Raw genomic sequence first — 21,780 nt, forward strand, 5'->3', positions numbered from 1 at the left:
GGGCGTCAAGACGTCGTACGCAGGGCGTGCACGTCGTCCGACCAGGCCCGGGGTGAGGTGGCACGCAGCAGCGCGGTGGCCACCAGCAGGCCCGCGTAGCCGTGGTCGAGCAGCCGGGCGGCGACGGGCGGGCCGTCGATGCCGCTCGCGCTCACCGGACAGCGGGTGCCACTACGGGCCAGCGCGGGCAGCAGCTTCAGGGAACGCTCGACGTCCCCCTGGTCGCGTTCCCGCACCTTGATGTCCTTGTTGTTGACGGCGATCACGCACCGGTCGGCGTCGGGCACCGCCGCGATCTCCTCCTCGGTGGTCACCTCGACGAACGGCGTCAGCCCCTCCTCCAGGCACACGGCCACCAGCGAACGCAGGCTGGAGCGGGGCAGCAGCGCGGCGGTGAGCAGCACGGCGGAGGCGCCCAGCCGGGCCGCGCGCGGCACCTGGTCGTGCCTGGTGACGAAGTCCTTCTGCAGCAGCGGGCGGCCGGTCAGGTCCGCCACCTCGCGCAGCAGGTCGAGGTCGCCGCCGAACCAGCGTCCCGTGACGACCGACAGGCAGGGCGCGCCCGCCGCCTCGTACGCGGCCACGACGTCACCGACCGGCCTGCCGCCGAGCAGGTCGCCGCCGTCGGCGTCGCGCCGCTTGACCTCCATGATCAGGGGCCGCTCGGCGGCCAGCAGGGTGTCGATGAAGCTCATGTGCTCTCCTCCCGGGTTCGCCAGCGCCGCGCGATCTCCCGTACCGAGGAGGCCAGGAACGCGCCATGCGGGTCGCGGGCGGCCGTGTCCACGTCGATCCCCCGGAAGAGGGGATGGGCGGCGACCAGGTCATAGCCGGGCCGGCTGTCCGCGGTGATGCCGCCCGCCAGCAGGAACGGCCTGGTCAGCCGGTCGGCCACGGCGATGACGTCCTCCTGGGCGAGCCGGTGCCCCGTGCTGCCGACCCGGCCGTCCTCGGTGACGGCGTCCAGCAGGAACAGGTCCGTGCCCGCGCGCTCGTAGGCGGGGATGAGGGGGCGTTCCAGGCAGCTTCCGTCGCGTACGTGCAGGACCTTGACGATGCGCACGCTCCCGGGGACGGCCGCGCGCAGGGCGCGGACCGCCGCGGGCGGCTGGAAGGCGTGCAGTTGCACCCAGCCGATGCCGGACTCCGCCAGGACGGCGGCGAGCGCGCCCGCCCCGTGCAGGAACGTCACGAGCACCGGCTGGGCGCGCCCGGTCTCCCGCGCCGCCGCGGCCAGGGCGCCGACCTGCCGCCCTGGCAGGTCGGCGGGGCCGCCCGGGATGCCGTGCCACAGACCGACCAGGTCGGCGCCCGCCGCGGCGAGCAGCCCGACCTCCCGCGGCGTGGTGGCCCCGCACACCTTGAGCACGGTGTTCACAGGCCCAGCAGCGAGGCGACGCGGTTGTACTGGATCTCGTTGGTGCCCGAGTAGATCGTGCCCGCCACGGCGGCGCGTACGTCCTTCTCGAGCCCGTACTCGGACATGTAGCCGTTGCCGCCGAAGATCTGCACGGCGGCGAGGCTGGAGGCCAGGTTGCTCTCGCTGGTGACGAGTTTGGCGATGGCCAGGTCGGCCGTGACGTTGTGGCCGCGCATGAGCCGTTCGCCGGTGTCGTAGAGCCACTTGCGGGAGTTCTCCAGGCCGATCTTCATGTCGACGATCTTGTTGGCGATCGCCTGGTGGGAGCCGATCGGCTTGCCGAACTGCTCCCGGGTCCTGGCGTAGTCGAGGCAGCGGTCGAGCCTGTGCCGCATCTCGCCGGCGTTGACGATGAACGACAGCAGGATCTCCCGCTTCATGACGTGGTCCAGGACCAGGAACCCGCCTCCGACCCGGCCGACCACCCGGGACGCGGGCACCCGGCAGCCGTCCAGGAAGACCTCGCACATCGGCGACGTGCGCAGGCCCATCTTCTTGATCGGCGTGCCCAGGGAGAGGCCGGGGGTGTCGCGTTCGAGGAGGAAGGCGGTGACGCCGAGCGGACCGCGGGCGGGATGCGTACGAGCGTAGATCACGAACACGTCCGCGACCGGCCCGTTGCTCACGAACGTCTTGCTCCCGCTCAGGATGAAGTGGTCGCCGTCGCGTTCGGCGGTCGTGAGCATCTGGAGGGCGTCGGAGCCGCTGCCGCTCTCGGTGATGGCGTGCGCCCCGATCAGGTCGCCGGAGCAGATCCCCGGCAGGTACCGCTCCTTCAGCTCCTCCGAGCCGCAGCCCGCCAGCGCCACCCCGGTGCTGCACATGCTGGTGGTGACCGAGAAGCTCAACCCGCCGTCCCTGCAGGTCTCGCCGAGTCCCTCCAGCACGTACATGGTGGTGAGCAGGTCCTGCCCGAGCCCGCCCCACCGCTCGTCGAACGGCAGGCCGAGCAGGCCGGAACGCTGGATGAGCTTCCACTTGTCCCAGGGGAAGACCGCCTCCTCGTCCTGGGCCACGTGGCCGTCGTTGAGGCCGTCGCCCCACCGGGTCATCGCCTCGCGCAGCTCGTCCTGCTCCGCGGTCCACTCGATCATCGCCTGGCTCCTCAGTGGGTGGGGGGATCAGTAGTGGGAGAAGTCGTTCCCGTCGAGGCTGTGCACCTCGTCGCCCTTCAACGCCGGCGTGAACACGCACACCAGCCTGAGGTCCTCGTGCGGGCTGGCCACGAGGAAGTGCGCGTCGTGCTCGTCGAGGGAGTACAGGGTGCCCGGCTTCATGGGGTGGGAGTTGCCGTCCATGTCGATCACCTCGCCGGATCCCCCGATGCAGTAGCAGGTCTCCAGGTGGTTGCGGTACTCCAGGCGGGACTTGGTGCCCGCGCGCACGATCGTGTCGGTCACGCTGTAGCCCACGCCGTCGGACTCGACGAGAAAGCGGCGGCTCAGGCCGTTGCCCCAGTCGACGGTGTGCACGTTCTCCAGATGGCGGACGATCATTTCTGTCTCCTTCGGGTGACTGCCTCGGACGGATTCAGGGAGCTGATCAGGCCGGCTACCGCGGCGACCACGTCCTGGCCGCCGGCGAGCGCGGACTCCACGCGGGACACCACGGCGGAGCCCACGATGGCGGCGTCGGCGCCGCAGGCGTGCACGGCGCTGACGTCCTCCCGGGTACGGACCCCGAAACCCACGGCGACCGGCGCGGACGTGGCCTGTCGCAGCGCGGCAACGGTGGGCGCCAGGCCCGCGTACCCGGTGCGGGGGCCGGTGCCGCTGCGGCCGTAGGCGGCGACCAGATAGACGTAGGCGGTGGCGTGGGCGGCCGCCTCGGCCAGCACCTCGGGTGACGAGACGCCGTGGTAACAGGTGGTGACGATGGGCAGCCCCGCCTCGGCGGCGGCTTCGTAGTAGGCGGGGCGCAGCCGGGGCGGCAGCCCGTGGACGAGCAGCCCGTCGGCGCCCGACGCGGCGATCCGGCGGGTGACCGGGGCCAGGCCGGTGTCCCTGATGGAGTGGCTCCAGTCCGCCAGCAGGGCGATCCGCAGCCGGGCCAGTCCCGGCCGCACGGCCGCCACCGCCGCCAGGGTCTCCTCCAGGCCGACGCCCGCCGCCAGCGCCCGGTCGGCCGACCGCCGCACGACCGGCCCGTCGGTGACCGAGTCCGGGAAGGGCACGGCCAGTTCCAGGCAGTCCACGCCGCTCTCGTCCAGCATCGTCACCAGCTCGGGCAGGACGTCCAGCGGCGGGTCTCCGGCGTTGAGGAACACCGCCAGCCCATCCCCACGCCGGGGGAAGAACTCAGGCACGGGTGCTCGCCCCCACCAGCAGGCTCTGGCGGCGGATCCGCATGCTGTCGGCCAGCGCGCGGGCCGCTCCGCTCGCGACCGCGTCCTCGGCGGCCTCCACGGCGGTACGCCAGTCGGGGATGTGCCCGGACGCGACCGCCAGCGCCGCCGCGTTCAGGCACACCGTACGCGTGGCGACGTCACCGGCCGTCCCCGAGATCACCCGCAGGAAGTGCGACACCACGTCCGGCGCGGGGCTGAGATCGGCGAGCGATCCCGCGCCCGGGACCAGCTCGCCCCGCGCCAGCCGGATCTCTCTCCCGCCCGCGTGGACGACGTTGTCGGCGAACGGGAGCAGCTCGTCGGCCCCGGCGTCGTTGGAGCACAGCCAGATTCCGGGACCCGCCAGCCGCCGCAGCGCGTCCAGCGGGACACGCCGCGACACGCCGGTCACCTGCGCGGTCACCGGCAGCGCGGGCAGGAGCGGGCCGAGCGCGTTCAGGAAGCCGCCGAACGGGCGCATGCCGAGCGGCACGATCGTCCTGGCCAGCCTGGTCAGGACCGGGGGATAGACGAAGGGGCCGGCGAAGGCGATTCCGCGGCGCTCCAGGAGCTCGCCGGTCTGCTCGTACGAGCGTGTCAGGGGCACGCCGAGCCGTTCCAGCAGGTCGATGGAGCCGACCCCGCTCGTGTACGCCCGCGAGCCCGTCTTCACCACCTGCACCCCGGCCGCCGCGGCGACGAACGCCGCCGCGGTGGAGACGTTGAACGTCTTCGGCCCGCCGCCGGTGCCCACGACGTTCACCGAGCCCGCCCAGGACACGGCGGGGGCGGGCCGCCGCTCGCGCATCGAGTCCAGCAGGGCGCGCAGCGTCTCGTGGCCGGGCAGCCGGGTGGCCAGCGAGGCCAGCAGGGCGACGGCCTCCCCCTGGTCGAGGGCGCCGGCCTCCAACCGGTCCCACAGCGACCGCCAGGTCGCCAGGTCCACCTCGGCCCGCCCGTCCAGCAGCGCGGCAATGGCTTCGTGCACGGCCTAGATCCCCGCGAGCCTCTGCCGCTGAGCGGAGTCGGCGAAGGCGGCGATGGCCGCGACCGTGCGGAAGTTGTCCGGGTCGAGGTCGGTGTCGCCCACCGCCACGCCGAACTCGCCCTCGATCCAGGCGATGAGCTTCAGCAGGCCGAGACTGTCGATCACGCCGCCGGTCAGCAGGTCGTGGTCGGCGTCGAGCTCGTCGGGGGTGATGTCGGGGAGGAACTCCTTGATGAGGAACTGCTTGATCGTGTCGGTGTGGTTCATGACGCCCTTCCTTCAGTGCCGTCGCCCGGCAGGTGGTCGGCACCGTCGCCTGGCAGGGGTGTGGTGCCGTCGCCCGGCAGGCGTGTGGTGCCGTCGCCCGGCAGGCGTTCGAATGACTGATACAGGCGGCCGGCCGCGTTGCGGTCGACCTTTCCGGTGGAGGTCTTCGGCAGCGGCTCGTCGATGATCCGCGTCACCGCCGGGATGGCGGCCTTGGGCAGGCGCCGCGCACAGTGCTCGCGCAGGCGCAGGCTGTTGAGCCCGCTGGCGGGGGCGCGGCGCACGACGCACACCAGGCGGCGCCCCGCCACCGCATCGGGCTCGGCGACCACCGCCGCTTCGAGCACGCTCGGGTGCTCCAGCAGGGCCTGTTCGATCTCGGCGGTATTGACGGCGACGCCGCGTACCTTGACCTGGAAGTCGGCGCGTCCCACGAGGAAGATCCGCCCGTCGGGGTCGCGCCGTACGAGGTCGCCGGAGCGGAAGTAGACGCGGTCGTCCAGCCCCCGCGGGTGGGGGCCGAACCGGCCGGCGCGGCCCAGGTAGCCGCGGGTCTGGAACGGGGTGGACACGTACAGCTCCCCGGCACCCGGGCCGTCGACCAGGCCGCCGTCCTGGTCCACGACGAGGACGCTCACCCCCGGCAGCGGCTCGCCGAGCGGCACGGGGGAGCCGATGCCGTCGAGTTCGTGGACGAAGCTGTCGTTGGTCTCGGTGCAGCCGTAGATGTTGTACAGGCGGGCCTTGGGGAACAGGCCGGGGAGCCGTTCCAGCGTGCGCTCGGGGATCGCGTCGCCGGTGAACATCACGTGCTCGACCTCGCCGAACACCGCGTTCTCCGGCAGCAGCCCGAAGCACATCGGCACGGCCTGGAACACGTGGACCGGATGGGCGGCGAGCAGGTCCGCCAGGCGGCGGCCGTCGGCCGCGCGCTCCGGGTCGACCAGGACGACGCAGCCTCCGTGCGCCAGCGTCGTCCACACGTCGAGCAGGCACAGGTCGAAGTTGAGCGGGGCGTAGTTGAGGACGTTCCTGCCGGGGCCGATGCCGAACGCCGGGCCCGCCCACGCCACGAAGCGGTCCACCGCGTCGCGGGGCAGCGGCACGATCTTGGGCAGGCCGGTGGAGCCCGACGTGGTGAGCATGAAGCACACGTCGGCGGGCACGGTTCCCGGGGCCACGGTTCCCGGGGTCGCGGTTCCGGGCGACACGGGTCCGGGCGACATGGCGGCGTCGGCGGCCCGCGTGAAGCCCGACTCGGCGTCGGGCGACAGCACGTGTGCGCAGCCCGCCGCGGCGAACAGCTCCGTCAGCGTCTCCCCGGCCAGCGCGGGCGAGGGGAGCAGGAACGGGCGGCGGCCCAGCAGGCAGGCCAGGACCAGCGCGACCGCTGCCGGTGACTTGGCCGCCAGCAGGCCGACCGGCTCGCCCTCGCCCAGCTCCAGCTCCTCCAGGCCGGCCATGGCGCGCCCGGCCATGGCGCTCAGCTCGCCGTAGGAGGTCTCCCGGCCGTGCCAGACCATCGCGGGGGCGTCCGGCCGGTGCGTGGCGTGCCACCGGAAGCCCGCGGTGAGACCCAGGGGCTCATGCATGGGAGGCACCTCCCTCCACCGCCGGCTCCCTGAAGTCCGCCCCGGGCTCCCTCACAGCGGGCCCTTCGAAATCCCCTTCCGCCGCGAGCTCGACGAAGCCCGCCTTCACCGCGACCCCGCGCGGGCTCTTGACGGTGAAGCCGATCACCTCGCCGTCCGGCTGGAACCCGAACTCGACCGGCTCCCCGGGCAGCACCGGCGCCGAGAACCGGCCGCCGATCCCGCGCACGCGGGCCGGGTCGCCGCCCGCGTAGCGGTCGATCGCCTCCTCGCAGGCCAGCGCCAGCACGCTCATGCCGTGGGCGATGACACCGGGGAACCCGGCTCGCCCGGCCGCCTCCGGGTCGAGGTGGATGGGATTGTGGTCGCCGGAGACCTCGGCGTAGCGGCTGATCATGGCGGTGGTGAGGTGGTGGGTGACGCTCACCCGCTCCCCGGCTCCCGGGCCGGGCTTCGGGGCCGGCGCCGGGGGCAGGTCCCCGAACGGCTCCGGCGCGTCCGCTCCCACCAGGAGCACCGTGGTCGCCAGCTCCGACAGCGGCGCGCCCGTCCCGCCGGCGAGCGTGCTGCGCAGGACCAGCCGGGTGCCACGGGCCTCGCGGCGGGCCGCCAGCAGGTCGATCCCCACCGTGATCGGCTCGGCTGCGGGCACGGGCCGGCGTAGGCGGATCTCCTGGGCCAGGTGGACCACCGAGGGCGGCTCGGACGACGCGGCGGCCAGCCCGGCGATGAAGCGCTGCGCCGGACCGTGGCAGAGCACGAACGCGTGAACAGGCGACGCCGGATCGGCGCCGGGCGCCCCGGTGATCATGGCCCGGACCGCGGCGCGGTAGGCGGCCAGGGAGCCGGCGGTGACGCTCACCGTGTCGGTGATCGCCCGGGTGACGGTCGGGGCGCTCATCGGGGCTCCACCACCAGGCAGGCGTTGTGGCCGCCGAAGCCGAAGGAGTTGCTCAGCGCCGGGCCGGAGGCGATCGGCCGGGGCGCGCGATGGACCACGTCGATCTCCATCCCGGGCTCCGTCCTGTCGTGGTTGGCCGTCGGAGGCACCGTGGACTCCCGCGCGGCCAGCACGGTCGCGACCAGCTCCACGGCCCCGGCCGCCCCCATGAGGTGCCCGGTCACCCCCTTGGTCGAGGTCACCGGCGGCGGCCCGGCGGGGAACGCCTTCACCAGCGCGGCGGCCTCGATCCGGTCGTTCTGCCGGGTGGAGGTGCCGTGCGCGTTGACGTGGACGATGTCAGAAGGACTCAGCCCGGCGTCGGCGATGGCGCCGGTCATGGCGGCGATGGCGCCGGAGCCGTCCTCGGCCGGCATGCTCAGGTGGAAGGCGTCGGAGGAGGCGGCGTAGCCGGTCACGGCGGCGTACACGCGCGCCCCGCGCGCCAGCGCGTCCTCCTGCCGCTCCAGCACCACGAACGCGGCTCCCTCGCCCATGACGAACCCGTCCCGGTCGGCGTCGAACGGCCGGGATGCGAGCTCGGGAGCGTCGTTGCGGGTCGAGACGGCGCTCAGGTTGCCGAAGGCCGCCATCGTGACCGGGGTGAGCGTGGACTCGCAGCCGCCCGCCAGCACGACGTCGGCCCGTCCGGTGGCCAGCAGCAGCATGCCGTGGCCGACGGCGTCGGCGCCGCTGGCGCAGGTGTTCGCGAGCGACAGGGCGGGGCCCCGCCAGCCGAGCCGCATCGAGATCAGCGCGGCCGCCGCGTTCGGCATGGTCATGAGGGGCATCAGCGGGTTCACACCGCGCGGTCCCAGCTCGGTGTACTTGCGGCTCTCCTCATCGCTCGTCCAGCGCCCGCCGACCGCGGTGCCGACCACGATCGCCGCCCGCCCAGGAGCGGCCTCGGGGGCGCCCGCGTCGCGGTGGGCCGACAGGGCGGCCGACACCCCGAACCTCGCGAACGGGTCCATCCTGCGGGCCTGCTTGGCGTCGAGCACTCCGGCGGGCTCCTGCGCCCGGCAGCCGAACCGCACCGCGTGCCGGCCCGTGTCGAAGTGGTCGAGCGGCGCCGCCGTGGACCGGCCGGCCAGCAGCCCGGTCCAGAAGTCGGTCAGCGTGCACCCGGCGGGGGTCACCACCCCCATACCGGTGATCACGATCGTGGTCTTCATCAGATCAACCGGCACTGCCGGGCGGCCAGCAGGAACGCCTCGACGGCTACGTCGAGGTCAGCGCCGGAGTGGCGAGCGGTGATGGCGATGCGCAGGCGGGCCAGCGTGTTGGGCACGGCGGGCGACACGACGGGCAGGCCGACCACCCCGGCCTTGCGGCAGGCGGTGGCGTAGTCGTAGGCGCGTTCGTCGGAGCCCGCGATGAGCGGGACGATCGCGGTCTGGCTGTCTCCGGTGTTCATGCCGGCCGCGGTGAGCGTCTCGCGCAGCCGGGCGGACTCCCGCTGGATGTGGGCGACGCGTTCCGGCTCGCGGGCCAGGATGCGCAGGGCCTCCAGGGCGGCACCGGCCTGCGCGGGCGCGAGGGCGGCCGAGAACAGGAAGGGACGCGCGGCGTACCGGAGGTGGGCGATCAGCTCGGCGGGGCCGGCCACCCAGCCGCCCATCGAGGGGATCGCCTTCGACAGGGTGCCCAGCTTGACGTCCACCTTGACCTGGCCGCCGAAGTGCTCCTCGACGCCCCGCCCGGTGGCGCCGACCACGCCGAGCGCGTGCGCCTCGTCCACCATGAGCAGCGCCTCGTGGCGGTCGCACACCTCGCGCAGCTCTGGCAGCGGCGCGATGTCGCCGTCCATCGAGTACACGCTGTCCACCACGACCAGCCGCACGCCCGAGGGGTCGGCGGCCTGGAGCCGCCGGTCGAGGTGGCCGGGGTCGTTGTGCCGGAACCGGGTGACCGTGGCGCCGCTGAGCTGGCAGCCGTCGACGATGCTGGCGTGGTCGTACTTGTCGATGAACACCGTGTCGCCGGGGCCGACCAGCCCGCCGATCGTGCCGACGTTGGCGGCGTAGCCGGAGCCGAAGACCATCGCCGATTCCCGGCCGGCGAACGCGGCCACCTCCGCCTCCAGCTCCTCGTGCAGCGGCAGCGAGCCCGCCAGGGCCCGCACGCCGTGCGCGCCGGTGCCATAGGTGTCCACGGCGGCCCTGGCCGCACCGGCCACCCGCTCGTCCCCGTTCAGGCCCAGGTAGCTGTAGCCGGACATCATCAGCAGGCGCTCGCCGTCGAGGGTGACGTACGGGCTGGACTGCTCGGGCCGGTAGGGCATGAAGCTGTTGCGGCGATCGGGCTCCGACTCCAGCGATCGCACGCGCCGGCGGGTCGCCGCCAGCTTCGGCTCAAGACGGTGCCATCCTCCAGAAGCGTTCACCGTACGTCTCCTCATTCAGGTTCCTGCGGTGCGCTGGGCAGTTGATTTGTACGCAAACCACCGCAAGGCAGGCGCAACATCGGGACGGGAGCGCAAAGAGATGATGAATGGCAATCAAAGATCGAAATTTCTCTTGATGCATCTGGTAACGGGTGATTCCATCTGTAAAGGCGCGAATACCTCACCCCTTCCGCGGCGGTGATCCCGCCGTGGACGGGTTTTCGCGTGCCATGAGCCGCCACGAAGCCGCGCGGCTCACTCGCTACTGGTCATGGGGGCCGGCCGTCGTGCGTAATCTGTTGAATATTCACAAACCTGACCTGAATAGTGCTCATGTTTCTGGGACGCGCGTGCTCATCAGGCTCGCCGGTCTCGTCAGCATCGAAGACGGCGACGGTTCCGCGCCCAGGCACCTGTCCAGCGCGCAAGCCCAGATCGCCTTCGCCCGCCTGATCTTGGAACGCTCGTCCGGCACCGGCCGCGACCAGCTCGCCGACACCGTCTGGCCGGGCGGCCTGCCCGACACCTGGGCCTCGGCCTTGCGCAGCGTGGTGAGCAGGGTGCGGGCGTTCGTGGCCGGCAGCATGCGGCCCGACGCCGTCCCGCTGGTGGCCCAGGGCGGGCGATACGTGCTCGGCCTCCCCGACGACGCCGTCGTGGACGTCGAACAGGCCGAGCGGGCCGCCGACGCGGCGGTGGAGGCGTACGCGGCCGGCCGGCACGCCGCGGCGCAGAGCCTGGCCGGCGAGGCCGTCACCGTCCTGCGTCAGCCGTTCCTGCCCGACCACGAGGGGGAGTGGGTCACCACCGTCCGCGAGCGCCTGCACGACCTGCTCGTCTCGGCCCTGGAGACCGCCAGCCTGGCCGCCTCCGCGCTGCACGACGAGCACAACGCGCTGCGCTTCGCCGACGAGGCGGTCAAGGCCGCGCCCCTGCGGGAGAGCGCGTACCGCGCCCTCATGCTCGCCTTCGCCGCGGCGGGCAACCGCGGCGAGGCCCTGCGCTGTTACCAGCACCTGCGCCGCGCCCTGGCCGAGGAGCTCGGCGTCGATCCCGCGCCCGAGACCCAGGCCGTCTACATGGACCTGCTCGGCGCCCCGGACCCGTCCGGCAGGTCGCGTGGCAGGACCGCCCCCGACGTGCCCTTCACCGGCCGCCGCGCCGAGCTCAAGTGCCTGGCCGAGGCGTGGACGGCGGCCAGGGAGGGAGCCGGTCACGTGGTGCTCGTCACGGGGGAGCCGGGCGCGGGCAAGAGCCGCCTGGTCGGCCAGGCCGCCCGCCAGGCCGGCATGACCGGGGCCACCGTGATCTACGTCCGGTGCGACCGCGGCTCGGCGCCGGGCCGGCCGTTCCGGCAGGCACTGCTGGACTTCCTGGCCGCCACCCCGGCCGAGCAACTGCCCCAGCTCGGCCGGCGGTCCCGCGCCACACTGGCCGCGCTGGTGGCGGACTCCGCGCATCCCGGGCTCGACCCGGCGGAACGGCACAAGATGTACCTCGCGGTCGCCGATCTGCTCGTGGAGGTGGCCCGCGACCGGCCCGTGTTCGCGGTCGTGGACGACGTGGACCTGTCCGGGCCGGACGTGCTGGAGGTGCTCCGCCACGCGTTCATGCGCGCGGGGGACGGGCTGCCGCTGCTGGTCGTGGCCACCGCGACCGGCCGGCCGCGGCACGCGGGAGAGTTCACGGACCTGGTGCAGGATCTTGAGCAGGCGCGGTTCCTGCGCCGGATGGGGATCGGCGGGCTGGGGGAGTCGGACGTGCTCGCGCTGTCCCGGGCGATCCTGCCGGCGGGGGACGTGCCGCTGCCGTACCAGCTGATCCACGAGACGGGCGGGAACGCGTACCTGCTGCTGGAGCTGCTGCGCTGGCACCGCGAGCGGCGCGACGGGCTCCCGCCCAGCATCCTGACGCACACCGCCACCCGCCTGGCCCCGCTCGGCGGGCCGGCCCGGCAGTTGCTGCGGGCCGCGGCGGTCGCCGGGCGCTCGTTCGAGCTGGATCTGGCCGCCGAGGCCGCCGCGCTCGACCTCGAAGCCGCCATGGACTGCCTGGACGCGCTCGTCGCCGGCGGCATCCTCACCGAGGTCGTCCCCGGCTGGCAGGGCGACGAGTACCGCTTCACCCACGAGGTGCTGCGCCGGGCGGTGTACGAGCAGCTCAGCCCCACCCGGCGGCGCTGGCTGCACGCCAGGCTGGCCGACGCCATCGAGCACCTGCGCCCCCTGCGCCTGGGCGCCTACAGCCGGGCGCTCGCCCACCACCGCGCCGCCGGCGCCACCCCGCGCGGCGACCAGCGTGCGGTCACGTCGAGCTGGCGGGCCGCCGCGCGGGCCAGCCTGGACGGCGCGCAGACCGAGGCCGTACGCCTCCACCAGCAGGCGCTCGACCACGTGCCCGCCTCCAGCCAGGAGCTCGGCGCCGAGGCGCTGATCCGGCTCGGGCTCGCCCAACTGGCCGCCGGACACGACGGCTGCGAGCAGAACCTCATCGACGGCACCATCCAGGCCATGCGCGTGGGCCGCCTCGACATCGCCGCCGAGGCCGTGCTCGGCCTGGCCGACGCCGCGGGCCTGCGCCCCCGCTTCCGCTCGGAGTCCGCGGCGCTCATCGAGATGCTGCTGCAGGCGGCCCGGCCCGGCGCCATCGACGACCTGGTACGCGGCCGGCTCCTGGCCCGCCGGCACCTGCTGGGCGAAAGGCCCACGCCGGGCCCGTCCGTGACCAGGGCGCTGGACGCGATGGCCGTCGAGCTGCGCCGGCTGGAGGGCCCCGACCACGTCTCGCGGCGGTTCGTCCTGGCCGGGGAGGCGCTGCGGCTGGCCACCGCCGCCGGCGAGCACAGCGCCCGGGTCGTGGCCGCCCACCACCGGGCCGCGGCCGCCCAGATGGCCGGCGAGACGCAGGCGTGCCAGGAGGCGCTGGCCGCGCTGGCGTCCGCGGTGATCGACGGGGACGAGATCGCGCTCGGGGACGCGCTGCTCCTCGACCACGCCGTGGCCACCGCCGTCGCCCAGGGCCGCTTCACGGACGCGGCGGCCATCGGCACCCGGCTCGGGCCCGGCCCGGACGACGCCCCGTTCACGGCGGCGGACTCGCACGGCATCACCCCCGCACCCGGGAGCCTGGCCCATCGGCAGTTGCTGATCGCCCGCTGGCTGCGCAAGAGCTGCTGGCCGGCCATTCACCACGGGCCGCTGAAGGGGGTGGAGCTGTCGCTGGCCTCCCTGATGGAGGGCGACAAGGGTGTCGGCCGGCTCACCGTGCGGGCGCTGGCCATCGGGGCCGAGCCCCTGCCCGCCGGCGGCGAGTGGCTGCACCACGTCGGACTGCTCGCCCTGTGCGCCGCCGAGCTCGGCGACCCGGACACGGCCGACGCGCTGCGCGGCCTGCTGACCCCGTACGCCCATCTGACCTGCGGTGTCGGGTATCGCAGCTTCGTCGGTCCCGCCTCCTTCCACCTGGGTCGCCTGGCCGTGGTCACGGGCGACTGGGACGAGGCCGAGCGGCACCTGATGTTCGCCCTGTCGCAGCTTTCCGGGCACCGCGCCCGCCCGTGGACGGCGATCGCCCAGCACGACCTGGCGCGGGCGCTGGAGGCCCGGGCCCGCACCGGCGACCGGCGCTGGGCGCAGGCGCTGCGCTCGGAGGCCGACGGGACGCTCACCAGCCTGGGGGTGAAACGCAGCGCCTGAGCCGGAGCGGTGTGGTCCGTCTGCACGGAGCGGTGTGGTCCGTCTGCACGGAGCGGTGTGGTCCGTCTGCACGGAGCGGTGTCAGGGGAGGCGGACGCGTTCCAGGGCGTCGGCGTCGATGTAGGCGGCCAGGTCCGCCAGGCGGTCGATGGCGTTGCCGGGCGCGGACTCCCCCGTGACCACCAGCATCAGGCGGTGCCTGCGGCACGTGTGCCACAGGTGGGCCAGCAGCAGCACCGAGGTGGACTCGGCCCAGTGCAGGTCCTCAAGGATCATGGCGGTGGGCGAGCGCTTGGCGATGGCCAGCACCCAGGCCCCCACCGCGTCGAACACCCGCGCCCGCTCCGCGTGGCCGCCGGAGCGGGCCAGGTGGGAGCCGCCCACCCGCGCTCCCACCTCGGGCAGGAGTAAGGCCACGTCGTCGGCCCTGCCCTCCAGGTCGGCGACGAGCTGGCGGGTGCTGGAGCCGGCGGCGTAGAAGCCGAGCGCCTCCCGGAAGGCGCCGTACGGGGCCCGCGCCCGCTCCGCCCACTGGCCGTTCATGACGAGTGCGCCCTCGGCGTGGACCCGCAGCGCCAGCTCGGCGACGAAGGCGCTCCTGACGGCCGCCGACGAGCCGGAGACGAGCACCATCCCGGCGCTGCCGTCCTGCGTGTGCTGCCACACCTTGCGCACGCTGTCCATCTGGTACGTCTCCCCGCCCGCCGCGGCCGCCGCCCGCCTGGCCCAGCCCAGATTGGATACGGCCACCTCGTCGGGTGACCCCGCGCCGGCCCGGGCCATCACGTAGACGCGCTCGGGCCGCCCACCCGGCTCCAGCGTCCGCAGCCCCTGGTCGAGCAGCTCGACGCCGGGCGGCAGCGCGGGTCCCGCCAGTACGGCGGCCGGCGCGGTCAGGAGCATCCGCCCCGGCTCGGCCTGCGCGAGCAACCGGGTGGCGTAGGCGAGGGCCGCGGCCCGGGAGGGCAGGCCACCGCCCACGGTCTCCGTCGTGCACACGGCGATGCGCATGCCCGCCGCCGCGGCGCGGGGCATCGCGGCGGCCGTCTCCAGAGCGGCGAGCGCGGCGTCCACCACGCTGGGGAAGACCGCGCTGATGATCCGGCCGGTGGGTGCGAGCTCGACCTCCACCTGCACGCCGCCGAACTGGAGGGCCACGTCATGGGCGCGCTCCGCGTCGCCGTCGCCGAACCGCGGGTCCAGCTCGCACGCCAGCATGCTGAACCGCTCGGGAACGGCCTCCGCCGGAGGCTCAGAGAGGCGAGATGGCCGGCAAGCTTTTCGATCACTCCTCAATTCCGTCCCCCGTTACGCGAACGTTTGGTGATACCGGCCTACCAAGATCGGATCATACGCATGCCGGGGCGGTGCACGGAAGACGCGTCCATGGGTCGGGACGATATGACATGCCTGGTCAGGAACGAGTCGGGAGGGGTTGTAAAGAAACGCCGGGCAAGTGGTAAAACACGCTACCAGAGCCGCAGGGCGGAGCCTTTCGCGGCCCCGGGGTCGATTATCGACGCCAGAATTCACGGCCCCGTAAGGGCGGGTAAATCCGGCAGTTGGAGTCCCAGGACGTCGGCGGACGGTAGGCGGGCCGGCGCGCGGTCTGTACCGGACGGGCCTCCGCCCGCCCCGCCTCCGGCGCCGGTCGCGCCCGCACGGCCGCCAGCGCCGCCACCAGCGCCGCCAGCTCCTCATCGTCCGGCGCCCCCCGCAGGACGAGGACAGCACCGGTCACAGCGGTGGCCACGGGCTGGTCACGGGCTGGCCGCGGGGGCGGTCACAGCGGCGGGTTCCCGTGCTTGCCCAACGGCAGCTCCGCCCGCTTGGTGCGCAGCATCCCCAGGGCCGTCACCAGCGTGGCCCGCGTCGCGGCCGGGTCGATCACGCCGTCCACGAGACCGTGCTCGGCGGCGTAGTACGGATGCGTCAACTCCTCGCGGTACTCGGCGATCCTGGCCGCCCGCACCCCCGCGGGGTCGGCCGCGTTCTCGATCTCCCTGCGGAAAGGGCGGCCCGGCGGGCGCGGGCCGCCCTGGGTTCACGTGACGGAGACACCTCCGTCGATGCTGACCACCTGACCGGTCATGAAGTCGCTGTCCAGGAAGAAGCCGATGCCCCGCGCCACCTCCTGCGTGGTGCCGAAGCGCGGGATCGGCGACTTGTCCCGGATGTTGTCCATGACCGTGGCGGACAGGTCCCTGGTCATCGCCGTGATCATGAATCCGGGCGACAGCGCGTTCACCGTCACCCCGCGCCGCCCGCACTCGGCGGCCAGGGTCCGCGTCAGGCCGATCACGCCGGCCTTGGACGCGGAGTACGCGGTCTGCCCGGCCGTGGCGATCAGGCCCGACGGCGAGACGACGTTGACGATCCGCCCCCACCGCTGCCGCAGCATGTGGGGCACGGCCACCCGGCAGGTGTGGAACGTCCCGACCAGGTTGGTGTCGATGACCTGCTTCCACTCCACGGGCCGCTGCATGGCCATGAGCCCGTCCCGGCGGATCGCGCCGTTGTTGACCAGCACGTCCACCGGGCCGAGCCGGTCGCTGATCTGCCGGTACATCTCGCTGACCGCGTCCCAGGACGCCACGTCCCCGGTCACGACCATCGAGTCGTTGCCCAGCTTGTCCGCCACGGCCCTGGCCTCGGCCTCGGAGCGGTTGTAGTGGACGGCGACCCGGCACCCGAGCGCGTCCAGCTCGATCGCCAGGTCCTGACCGAGCCCGCCCGACGCCCCGGTGACCAGGGCGATCGGGCTCTCGGGGCGGCTGCCGGCACCGTTCACGCCGCGCCTCCCCACCTGAGCAGCGCCGAGCCCCAGGTCATGCCGGCGCCGAACCCGGCGAGCAGCACCAGGTCGCCCCGGCGGACGCGGCCCGCGTCCAGCGCCTCGGTCAGCGCGATCGGGATCGAGGCCGAGGCGGTGTTGCCGTACCGGTCCAGGTTGGTGACCAGCGAACGGGGGTCGATGCCGGAGTGGCTCATGATCGAGTTGATGATCCGGATGTTGGCCTGGTGCGGCACGAAGGCGTCCAGCTCCTCGGCCGTGACCTTGGCCGACTCCAGCGTGGCCCGTACGGTCCGCACCGAGAACCGCACGGCGTTGAGGTAGATCTCGTTGCCGTTGATCTCGGCGTAGTGCAGGCCCTTCTGGACGGTCTCCATCGTGGTGGGCATCCGGCTGCCGCCCGCCAGGACCTTCAGGCTCGACGCCCGCGAGCCGTCCGCGCCGAGGTTCCACGACAGCAGCGGGTTGTCGGGACCCGGCACGAGGACGATCGCGCCCGCCCCGTCGCCGACCAGGATGCCCAGGTCGCGGTCGTCCGGGCGGACGGTCAGCGAGTGGGTGTCGGAGCCGACGATCAGGATGGGCCTGGGGTCCATGGCCATCAGCGCGACCGCGTGGACGAAGGCGTACACGAAGCCCGAGCACTCGGCGTTGACGTCGTGCGCGCTGCCCGCGATGCCCAGGTCGTGGTGGACGAACGCCGAGGTCGCGGGGGAGGGCTGCTCGGGCGTGGCGGTCGCGACGACGAGGTGGGCGATGTCAGCGCCGGTCAGCCCGGCCTGTTCCAGCGCCCGCCGCCCCGCCTCCACCGCCAGCGAGGCCGTGGTCTGTCCCTCGCCCACGATCCGCCGCTCGCGGATGCCGCAGCGGCTGACGATCCACTCCTCGTCCACGCCGAACCGTCCGGCCAGTTCGACGCTGGTGAGCACCTGCTCGGGCACGGACATGCCCCAGCCGGCGATCTCGAATCCGCTCATGGCGCTCAGCCGGTCGGCTGAGCGGTCAGCGCCACCAGTCGCCCGTGCAGGGTCCGCAGGGTGACGGTGTCGTCCATGTCCTTGAACAGGGACTCGTCGGCCGGGATGTGCGGGTACTGGTTCTGGAAGGCGTACAGCCATTCCATCAGGTCCAGGGAGTCGACGTCCGCGAGTTGCAGCAGGGCGGCGTCGACGTCCACGGCCTCGGCGCCCGACACGGCCTGCAGCTGGGTCGCCAGGTCTTCGACGGTGGGCAGTTCCATCAGCTTTCGCTCCTTCACTGGTGTTGCGCTAAGCCGGGCCTCGCCGCGGCCCCGCCATCGGATGAAAACCCGGGCGGCGCAACGAACGCGCAACGCCGGGCCGTGTTGCGGATCTGTTGCGAACGTCCCGCTTACCTCGTAACCGACTCGCGAGACGGAGCGGACGTGCGATGAGACGGAGCGAGAGATGACGACGGTCATGAACAGGCCGGTGAACCCCGAGGTCGAGGCGATCAGGCACCACTACGAGGTGAGCAACGCGTTCTATCGCCTCCTGCTCGGCCCGGCCATGATGTACTCCGGCGGGTACTGGGAGGACGGCGAGGACCTCCGCGCCGCGCACGAGACGGCGCAGGAGCGCAAGCTCGACACCTTCGTCGAGCTCGCCGGCGCCGCGGGCGCGGCCAGGGTGCTCGACATCGGCAGCGGCTGGGGCACCATGCTCGACCGGCTGACCACCGTGCACGGCGTCGACCGGGCGGTCGGCGTCACGCTGAGCCGTACGCAGAAGGAGTTCGTGGACGGCCTCGGCAACCCCAAGATCGACGTACGGGTCGAGAGCTGGGAGGACCACCGCGCCGAGGAGCCCTACGACGCGGCGTTCTGCGTCAACGCGCTCGAGCACTTCGTGCTGTCCAGCCTGACCCCGCGCGAGCGGGTGGCCCGCTTCCGCGAATTCTTCACCCAGTGCCATCGGCTGATCAAACCGGGCGGCCGCCTGGTCATGCACGTCATGACGGTCGAGAACCCGCCGCTGACCCGCCAGATCATCGATGACCTGAAGTTCCTGCAGCGGGAGGAGTTCCCCGGCTGCTACATCCCCCACCTGCACCACCTCACCGCCACCTGCGAGGGGCTGTTCGAGGTCACCGAGATCCGCAACGAGCGGGAGTCGTTCAGCAGGGCCTGCCGGGCCTGGCTGGAGAACCTGGCCGAGCGCCGCGCGGAGGCCGTGGAGCTGGAGAACGAGGAGGTGGTGGCGCGCTTCGAGCGGTATCTCGACATCTTCGCCTACACCCTCGAAGACGGGATCTTCAACAACTTCCGGATGGTGCTGACGCGCCGGGAGGGAGAGACCCGGTGACGACGATCGACTCCGAGCGCCCCGCGCGGGCGGCGGGCGGAGGCGGGGACCTGCGCCACGTCAAGGTCGCGGTCATCGGCGCCGGCTTCTCCGGGCTCGGCACGGCCATCCGGCTGCTGCAGGAGGGCATGGACGACTTCCTGGTCTTCGAGCGGGCCGACGACGTGGGCGGCACCTGGCGGGACAACTCCTACCCGGGCTGCGCCTGCGACGTCATGTCACTGCTCTACTCCTTCTCCTTCGCCCAGAACCCCAACTGGTCGACGACGTTCGGCAAGCGCGACGAGGTCCTCGCCTACCTGCGGGACTGCGCCGACCGGTTCGGGGTGCGGCCCTACATCCGCTTCGGCCACGACCTGCTGGCCGCGCGCTGGGACGACCTGCGGCGGTGCTGGCACATCGAGACCAGCCAGGGCGAGTACACCGCCCAGGTCCTCGTCACAGGCACCGGCTACCTCAGCGACCCGGCGATCCCCGACATCCCGGGCCTGAAGGACTTCGAAGGCAGGGTGTTCCACTCCTCCACCTGGGATCACGACTACGACCTGACCGGCAAGCGGGTGGCCGTGATCGGCACGGGCGCCTCGGCCATCCAGTTCGTGCCGAAGATCCAGCCCGAGGTCGCCCACCTGGACCTCTACCAGCGCACCCCGCCGTGGGTGGCGCCCAAGGCCGACAAGGTCATCGGACCCGGCGAGCGGTGGAGGCGGCGTTCCCTGCCCGGTTACCAGAATTTCCGGCGCAACTTCAACAAGTGGGGCCGCGAGGTGCTGGCCTTCATGATGTCCAGCCCCAAGATCGCCGAAAAGACGATCAAGGGGATGGCGATCAAGAACCTCCAGCAGCACGTCAAGGACCCCGAGCTGCGCGCCCGCCTCACCCCTGACTACTCGGTGGCGTGCAAGCGCCTGCTGTTCTCCAACCACTGGTATCCCGCCATCACCCAGCCCAACGTCGAGGTCGTCACCGACGGCATCCGCGAGATCAAGGACGGGGCCGTCATCACCGAGGACGGCCACGCGCGCCCGGTCGACGCCATCATCCTGGGCACCGGGTTCCGCGCGACCGACCGCCCGATCGCCCGGCGCGTCCAGGGCGTGAACGGGGTGCGGCTGGCCGAGGCGTGGAGCGTGCGCATGTCGGCCTACGTGGGCACCACGGTGGCCGGGTTCCCGAACCTGTTCATGCTGCTGGGCCCCAACACCACGCTGGGCCACTCGTCCCAGACCGTGATGATCGAGGCGCAGATCGGATACGTGATCGACGCGCTGCGGCAGATGGACAAGCGCGGCCTGGCCAGCGTCGAGGTACGTGCCGCCGCCCAGCAGGGCTTCAACGACCGGCTGGAGGAGCGCCTGTCCGGCACCGTCTGGAACGCCGGCCAGTGCCGTAGCTGGTATCTCGACGACAAGGGCGCCAACCCCTCCATCTGGCCCACCTACACCTGGCGTTTCCGCGGCCTGACCAAGAGGTTCGACGCCGCTTCGTACCGGCTGGCGACCTCCGCGGGGGCGCCGGCGATGAGAGGAGAAGTTCGATGACCGGTGCGGTGACAAGGCGCGGCCTGCTCAAGGGCGGCGCGGCCGCCGTGGTCGGCTGGAGCGTCGCCGGCGGCTTATGGGTCACCGAGGCCGGCGCCGCCACCATGGACGCCTCCGGCCTGGCCCGCGTGCCGAGGCTGGACGGCACCCTGGAGAGCTCGGCCGACGTGCTCGGCAGCTTCGGCAAGGACTTCGGCGGCCTGGTCACCACCTCGCCCAAGGCCGTGTTCCGGCCCGGCTCGGTCCGCGACGTGCAGAAGATGGTGGCCTACGCCACCGAGAACCGCATCAAGATCGCCATGAACGGGCAGGCCGGCAGCGGCGCGGACATCGAGTCGCACTCCTCCTACGGTCAGGCCGGCGTCAACGGCGGCATCGCGATCGACGCCAAGTCCCTGTCCACGATCCACAGCATCGACGACCGCAGCGCGGACGTGGACGCCGGCGTCACCTGGGCCCAGCTCACCGACGCCGCCCTGGCCAAGGGCAAGACGCCGCCCGCGCTGACCGACTACCTGCACCTGTCCGTCGGCGGCACCATCAGCGTCGGCGGCATCGGCGGCCAGGTGGCCAAGTACGGCCTGCAGTGCGACCTCGTCGAGGAGCTCACGATCGTCGTCGGCGACGGCAGCCTCCTGACGTGCTCCGCCTCGCTCCGGCCGGACCTGTTCAACGCCGCGCTCGCGGGCGGCGGCCAGGTCGGGATCATCGTGCGGGCGAAGGTCAAGCTGGTCCGCGCCCCCGAGCGGGCCCTGGTGCTCGGCCTCTACTACGACGACCTGGCCACCTACCTCGCCGACGGGGAGAAGATCCTGGCCGAGGGGACCTTCGACGGGCAGGCCGGGGAGATCGTGCGCAAGGCCGACGACTCCGGCTGGCGCTACAAGATCGAGGCGGTGGCCTACCACGCGGCCTCCGAGACGCCGGACCGCGACGCCCTGCTGGCGGGCCTGCGTGACGACCGGGCCTCGCTCACGGCCGACGACTACGCCTACCGCGACTACGCCTTCCGCCTCGACCCCTTCGAGGCGTTCCTGAAGGAGGGCGGCTACTGGGAGGGGCCCAAGCCCTGGCTGAGCCTGGTGCTCCCGGCCTCGCGGGTGCGCGAGTTCGTCGAGTCGGCGGCCGCCGAGCTGACCGCCGCCGACCTGGGCGGGGGGTTCCTGCTCTTCTATCCGTTCTTCAAGAGCAAGCTCACCCGGCCGATGTTCGCCATGCCGTCGGAGCCGGTGGCGTACCTGTTCGACCTGCTGCGCTTCCCGAACCCCGGCGAGCAGGGCATCCAGCGCATGCTTGAGCAGAACCGCCGCCTGTACGACAGGGCGGTCGCGCTCGGCGGCAAGCGCTACCTCGTCGGCGCGATCCCCGGCATGACCGCCGCGGAGTGGCGCCGCCACTTCGGCGCGAACTGGGACCGGCTCGCCATGGCCAAGCGCCTCTACGACCCCGCCGGGGTGCTCACCCCCGGCCAGGGCTTCTTCGCCTGACCGTCCTTCTCACACCCGGC

Annotated in this window: 20 protein-coding genes; 4 read left to right on the forward strand and 16 right to left on the reverse strand. The window is 72.9% G+C overall.

The genetic code is table 11. The annotated features are described in order from the left end of the window. Positions 1–5 precede the first annotated feature (5 nt). From ABGB18_RS17965 to ABGB18_RS18015, 11 genes are read right to left on the reverse strand one after another with little or no spacing between them, the layout of a single operon-like run. On the reverse strand, positions 6–695 hold the full coding sequence (locus ABGB18_RS17965) for an indole-3-glycerol-phosphate synthase (RefSeq protein WP_347696650.1): 690 nt from the start codon (positions 693–695) through the stop codon (positions 6–8). Continuing rightward, positions 692–1,378, reverse strand: coding sequence for an N-(5'-phosphoribosyl)anthranilate isomerase (locus ABGB18_RS17970; RefSeq protein WP_347696651.1), 687 nt, complete (start codon positions 1,376–1,378; stop codon positions 692–694). Before ABGB18_RS17970 ends, ABGB18_RS17965 begins: the two co-directional genes overlap by 4 nt. Next, entirely contained in the window at positions 1,375–2,514 is a 1,140-nt protein-coding gene (locus tag ABGB18_RS17975; protein ID WP_347696652.1) for an acyl-CoA dehydrogenase family protein, read from the reverse strand. Before ABGB18_RS17975 ends, ABGB18_RS17970 begins: the two co-directional genes overlap by 4 nt. A gap of 27 nt (positions 2,515–2,541) precedes the next feature. Beyond that, the gene (locus ABGB18_RS17980; RefSeq protein ID WP_347696653.1) at positions 2,542–2,916 is read right to left on the reverse strand and encodes an ectoine synthase; all 375 of its coding nucleotides are present in this window, start codon (positions 2,914–2,916) and stop codon (positions 2,542–2,544) included. After that, positions 2,913–3,725 carry a tryptophan synthase subunit alpha gene (gene trpA / locus ABGB18_RS17985; protein ID WP_347696654.1) on the reverse strand — a complete coding sequence of 271 codons (813 nt, stop codon included), beginning with the start codon at positions 3,723–3,725 and terminating at the stop codon, positions 2,913–2,915. Before trpA ends, ABGB18_RS17980 begins: the two co-directional genes overlap by 4 nt. Further along, positions 3,718–4,734 carry a hypothetical protein gene (locus ABGB18_RS17990; RefSeq protein WP_347696655.1) on the reverse strand — a complete coding sequence of 339 codons (1,017 nt, stop codon included), beginning with the start codon at positions 4,732–4,734 and terminating at the stop codon, positions 3,718–3,720. Before ABGB18_RS17990 ends, trpA begins: the two co-directional genes overlap by 8 nt. A gap of 3 nt (positions 4,735–4,737) precedes the next feature. Further along, positions 4,738–5,001: an acyl carrier protein gene (locus ABGB18_RS17995; RefSeq protein WP_347696656.1), complete on the reverse strand. Its 264-nt coding sequence runs from the start codon at positions 4,999–5,001 to the stop codon at positions 4,738–4,740. Further along, positions 4,998–6,593: an AMP-binding protein gene (locus ABGB18_RS18000; protein WP_347696657.1), complete on the reverse strand. Its 1,596-nt coding sequence runs from the start codon at positions 6,591–6,593 to the stop codon at positions 4,998–5,000. Before ABGB18_RS18000 ends, ABGB18_RS17995 begins: the two co-directional genes overlap by 4 nt. Beyond that, positions 6,586–7,494 (reverse strand): MaoC/PaaZ C-terminal domain-containing protein, encoded by a 909-nt coding sequence (locus ABGB18_RS18005; protein WP_347696658.1) that lies wholly within the window; start codon positions 7,492–7,494, stop codon positions 6,586–6,588. Before ABGB18_RS18005 ends, ABGB18_RS18000 begins: the two co-directional genes overlap by 8 nt. Beyond that, positions 7,491–8,708 (reverse strand): beta-ketoacyl-[acyl-carrier-protein] synthase family protein, encoded by a 1,218-nt coding sequence (locus tag ABGB18_RS18010; protein WP_347696659.1) that lies wholly within the window; start codon positions 8,706–8,708, stop codon positions 7,491–7,493. The genes ABGB18_RS18005 and ABGB18_RS18010 overlap by 4 nt, the downstream gene beginning before the upstream one ends. Beyond that, complete coding sequence (locus ABGB18_RS18015) at positions 8,708–9,919, reverse strand: aminotransferase class I/II-fold pyridoxal phosphate-dependent enzyme (protein WP_347696660.1); 1,212 nt, start codon at positions 9,917–9,919, stop codon at positions 8,708–8,710. The genes ABGB18_RS18010 and ABGB18_RS18015 overlap by 1 nt, the downstream gene beginning before the upstream one ends. A gap of 350 nt (positions 9,920–10,269) precedes the next feature. Here ABGB18_RS18015 and ABGB18_RS18020 point away from each other — a divergent pair, with 350 nt between their 5' ends. Next, entirely contained in the window at positions 10,270–13,614 is a 3,345-nt protein-coding gene (locus tag ABGB18_RS18020) for a BTAD domain-containing putative transcriptional regulator (RefSeq protein WP_347696661.1), read from the forward strand. A gap of 81 nt (positions 13,615–13,695) precedes the next feature. Here ABGB18_RS18020 and ABGB18_RS18025 read toward each other — a convergent pair whose 3' ends face one another. The 5 genes from ABGB18_RS18025 to ABGB18_RS18045 all read right to left on the reverse strand — a co-directional run bounded on the left by ABGB18_RS18025 (position 13,696) and on the right by ABGB18_RS18045 (position 17,648). Further along, positions 13,696–14,832, reverse strand: a complete 1,137-nt coding sequence (locus ABGB18_RS18025) for an ATP-binding protein (RefSeq protein WP_347696662.1) — start codon at positions 14,830–14,832, stop codon at positions 13,696–13,698. A 565-nt stretch (positions 14,833–15,397) separates the two neighbouring features. Beyond that, complete coding sequence (locus tag ABGB18_RS18030) at positions 15,398–15,613, reverse strand: carboxyl transferase domain-containing protein (protein ID WP_347696950.1); 216 nt, start codon at positions 15,611–15,613, stop codon at positions 15,398–15,400. 45 nt (positions 15,614–15,658) lie between these two features. Beyond that, positions 15,659–16,405 (reverse strand): SDR family NAD(P)-dependent oxidoreductase, encoded by a 747-nt coding sequence (locus ABGB18_RS18035; RefSeq protein WP_347696663.1) that lies wholly within the window; start codon positions 16,403–16,405, stop codon positions 15,659–15,661. Then, a complete protein-coding gene (locus tag ABGB18_RS18040) occupies positions 16,402–17,385 on the reverse strand; it encodes a beta-ketoacyl-ACP synthase 3 (RefSeq protein WP_347696664.1) in 984 nt (327 codons plus the stop codon). Before ABGB18_RS18040 ends, ABGB18_RS18035 begins: the two co-directional genes overlap by 4 nt. Before the next feature lie 5 nt (positions 17,386–17,390). Next, entirely contained in the window at positions 17,391–17,648 is a 258-nt protein-coding gene (locus ABGB18_RS18045) for a hypothetical protein (RefSeq protein ID WP_347696665.1), read from the reverse strand. A gap of 187 nt (positions 17,649–17,835) precedes the next feature. On the opposite strand from ABGB18_RS18045, the gene ABGB18_RS18050 reads away from it, so the two are divergent. Genes ABGB18_RS18050 through ABGB18_RS18060 form a run of 3 tightly spaced genes read left to right on the forward strand, consistent with a single transcriptional unit; the run spans position 17,836 to position 21,760 of the window. Continuing rightward, positions 17,836–18,732, forward strand: a complete 897-nt coding sequence (locus ABGB18_RS18050) for a class I SAM-dependent methyltransferase (protein ID WP_347696666.1) — start codon at positions 17,836–17,838, stop codon at positions 18,730–18,732. Further along, positions 18,729–20,273 carry an NAD(P)/FAD-dependent oxidoreductase gene (locus tag ABGB18_RS18055; RefSeq protein ID WP_347696667.1) on the forward strand — a complete coding sequence of 515 codons (1,545 nt, stop codon included), beginning with the start codon at positions 18,729–18,731 and terminating at the stop codon, positions 20,271–20,273. The genes ABGB18_RS18050 and ABGB18_RS18055 overlap by 4 nt, the downstream gene beginning before the upstream one ends. After that, positions 20,270–21,760 carry an FAD-binding protein gene (locus ABGB18_RS18060; RefSeq protein ID WP_347696668.1) on the forward strand — a complete coding sequence of 497 codons (1,491 nt, stop codon included), beginning with the start codon at positions 20,270–20,272 and terminating at the stop codon, positions 21,758–21,760. The genes ABGB18_RS18055 and ABGB18_RS18060 overlap by 4 nt, the downstream gene beginning before the upstream one ends. Positions 21,761–21,780 lie beyond the last annotated feature (20 nt).

The sequence above is a fragment of the Nonomuraea sp. B12E4 genome (assembly GCF_039871825.1).
GTDB lineage: Bacteria > Actinomycetota > Actinomycetes > Streptosporangiales > Streptosporangiaceae > Nonomuraea.

What these genes read in the sequence shown, in the direction of transcription:
- ABGB18_RS17965 (WP_347696650.1), bottom strand. Translation starts at nt 695, where the DNA reads ATGAGCTTCATCGACACCCTGCTGGCCGCCGAGCGGCCCCTGATCATG.
- ABGB18_RS17975 (WP_347696652.1), bottom strand. Translation starts at nt 2,514, where the DNA reads ATGATCGAGTGGACCGCGGAGCAGGACGAGCTGCGCGAGGCGATGACC.
- ABGB18_RS17980 (WP_347696653.1), bottom strand. Translation starts at nt 2,916, where the DNA reads ATGATCGTCCGCCATCTGGAGAACGTGCACACCGTCGACTGGGGCAAC.
- ABGB18_RS17995 (WP_347696656.1), bottom strand. Translation starts at nt 5,001, where the DNA reads ATGAACCACACCGACACGATCAAGCAGTTCCTCATCAAGGAGTTCCTC.
- ABGB18_RS18000 (WP_347696657.1), bottom strand. Translation starts at nt 6,593, where the DNA reads ATGCATGAGCCCCTGGGTCTCACCGCGGGCTTCCGGTGGCACGCCACG.
- ABGB18_RS18005 (WP_347696658.1), bottom strand. Translation starts at nt 7,494, where the DNA reads ATGAGCGCCCCGACCGTCACCCGGGCGATCACCGACACGGTGAGCGTC.
- ABGB18_RS18010 (WP_347696659.1), bottom strand. Translation starts at nt 8,708, where the DNA reads ATGAAGACCACGATCGTGATCACCGGTATGGGGGTGGTGACCCCCGCC.
- ABGB18_RS18025 (WP_347696662.1), bottom strand. Translation starts at nt 14,832, where the DNA reads ATGCTGGCGTGCGAGCTGGACCCGCGGTTCGGCGACGGCGACGCGGAG.
- ABGB18_RS18040 (WP_347696664.1), bottom strand. Translation starts at nt 17,385, where the DNA reads ATGAGCGGATTCGAGATCGCCGGCTGGGGCATGTCCGTGCCCGAGCAG.
- ABGB18_RS18045 (WP_347696665.1), bottom strand. Translation starts at nt 17,648, where the DNA reads ATGGAACTGCCCACCGTCGAAGACCTGGCGACCCAGCTGCAGGCCGTG.
- ABGB18_RS18050 (WP_347696666.1), top strand. Translation starts at nt 17,836, where the DNA reads ATGACGACGGTCATGAACAGGCCGGTGAACCCCGAGGTCGAGGCGATC.
- ABGB18_RS18060 (WP_347696668.1), top strand. Translation starts at nt 20,270, where the DNA reads ATGACCGGTGCGGTGACAAGGCGCGGCCTGCTCAAGGGCGGCGCGGCC.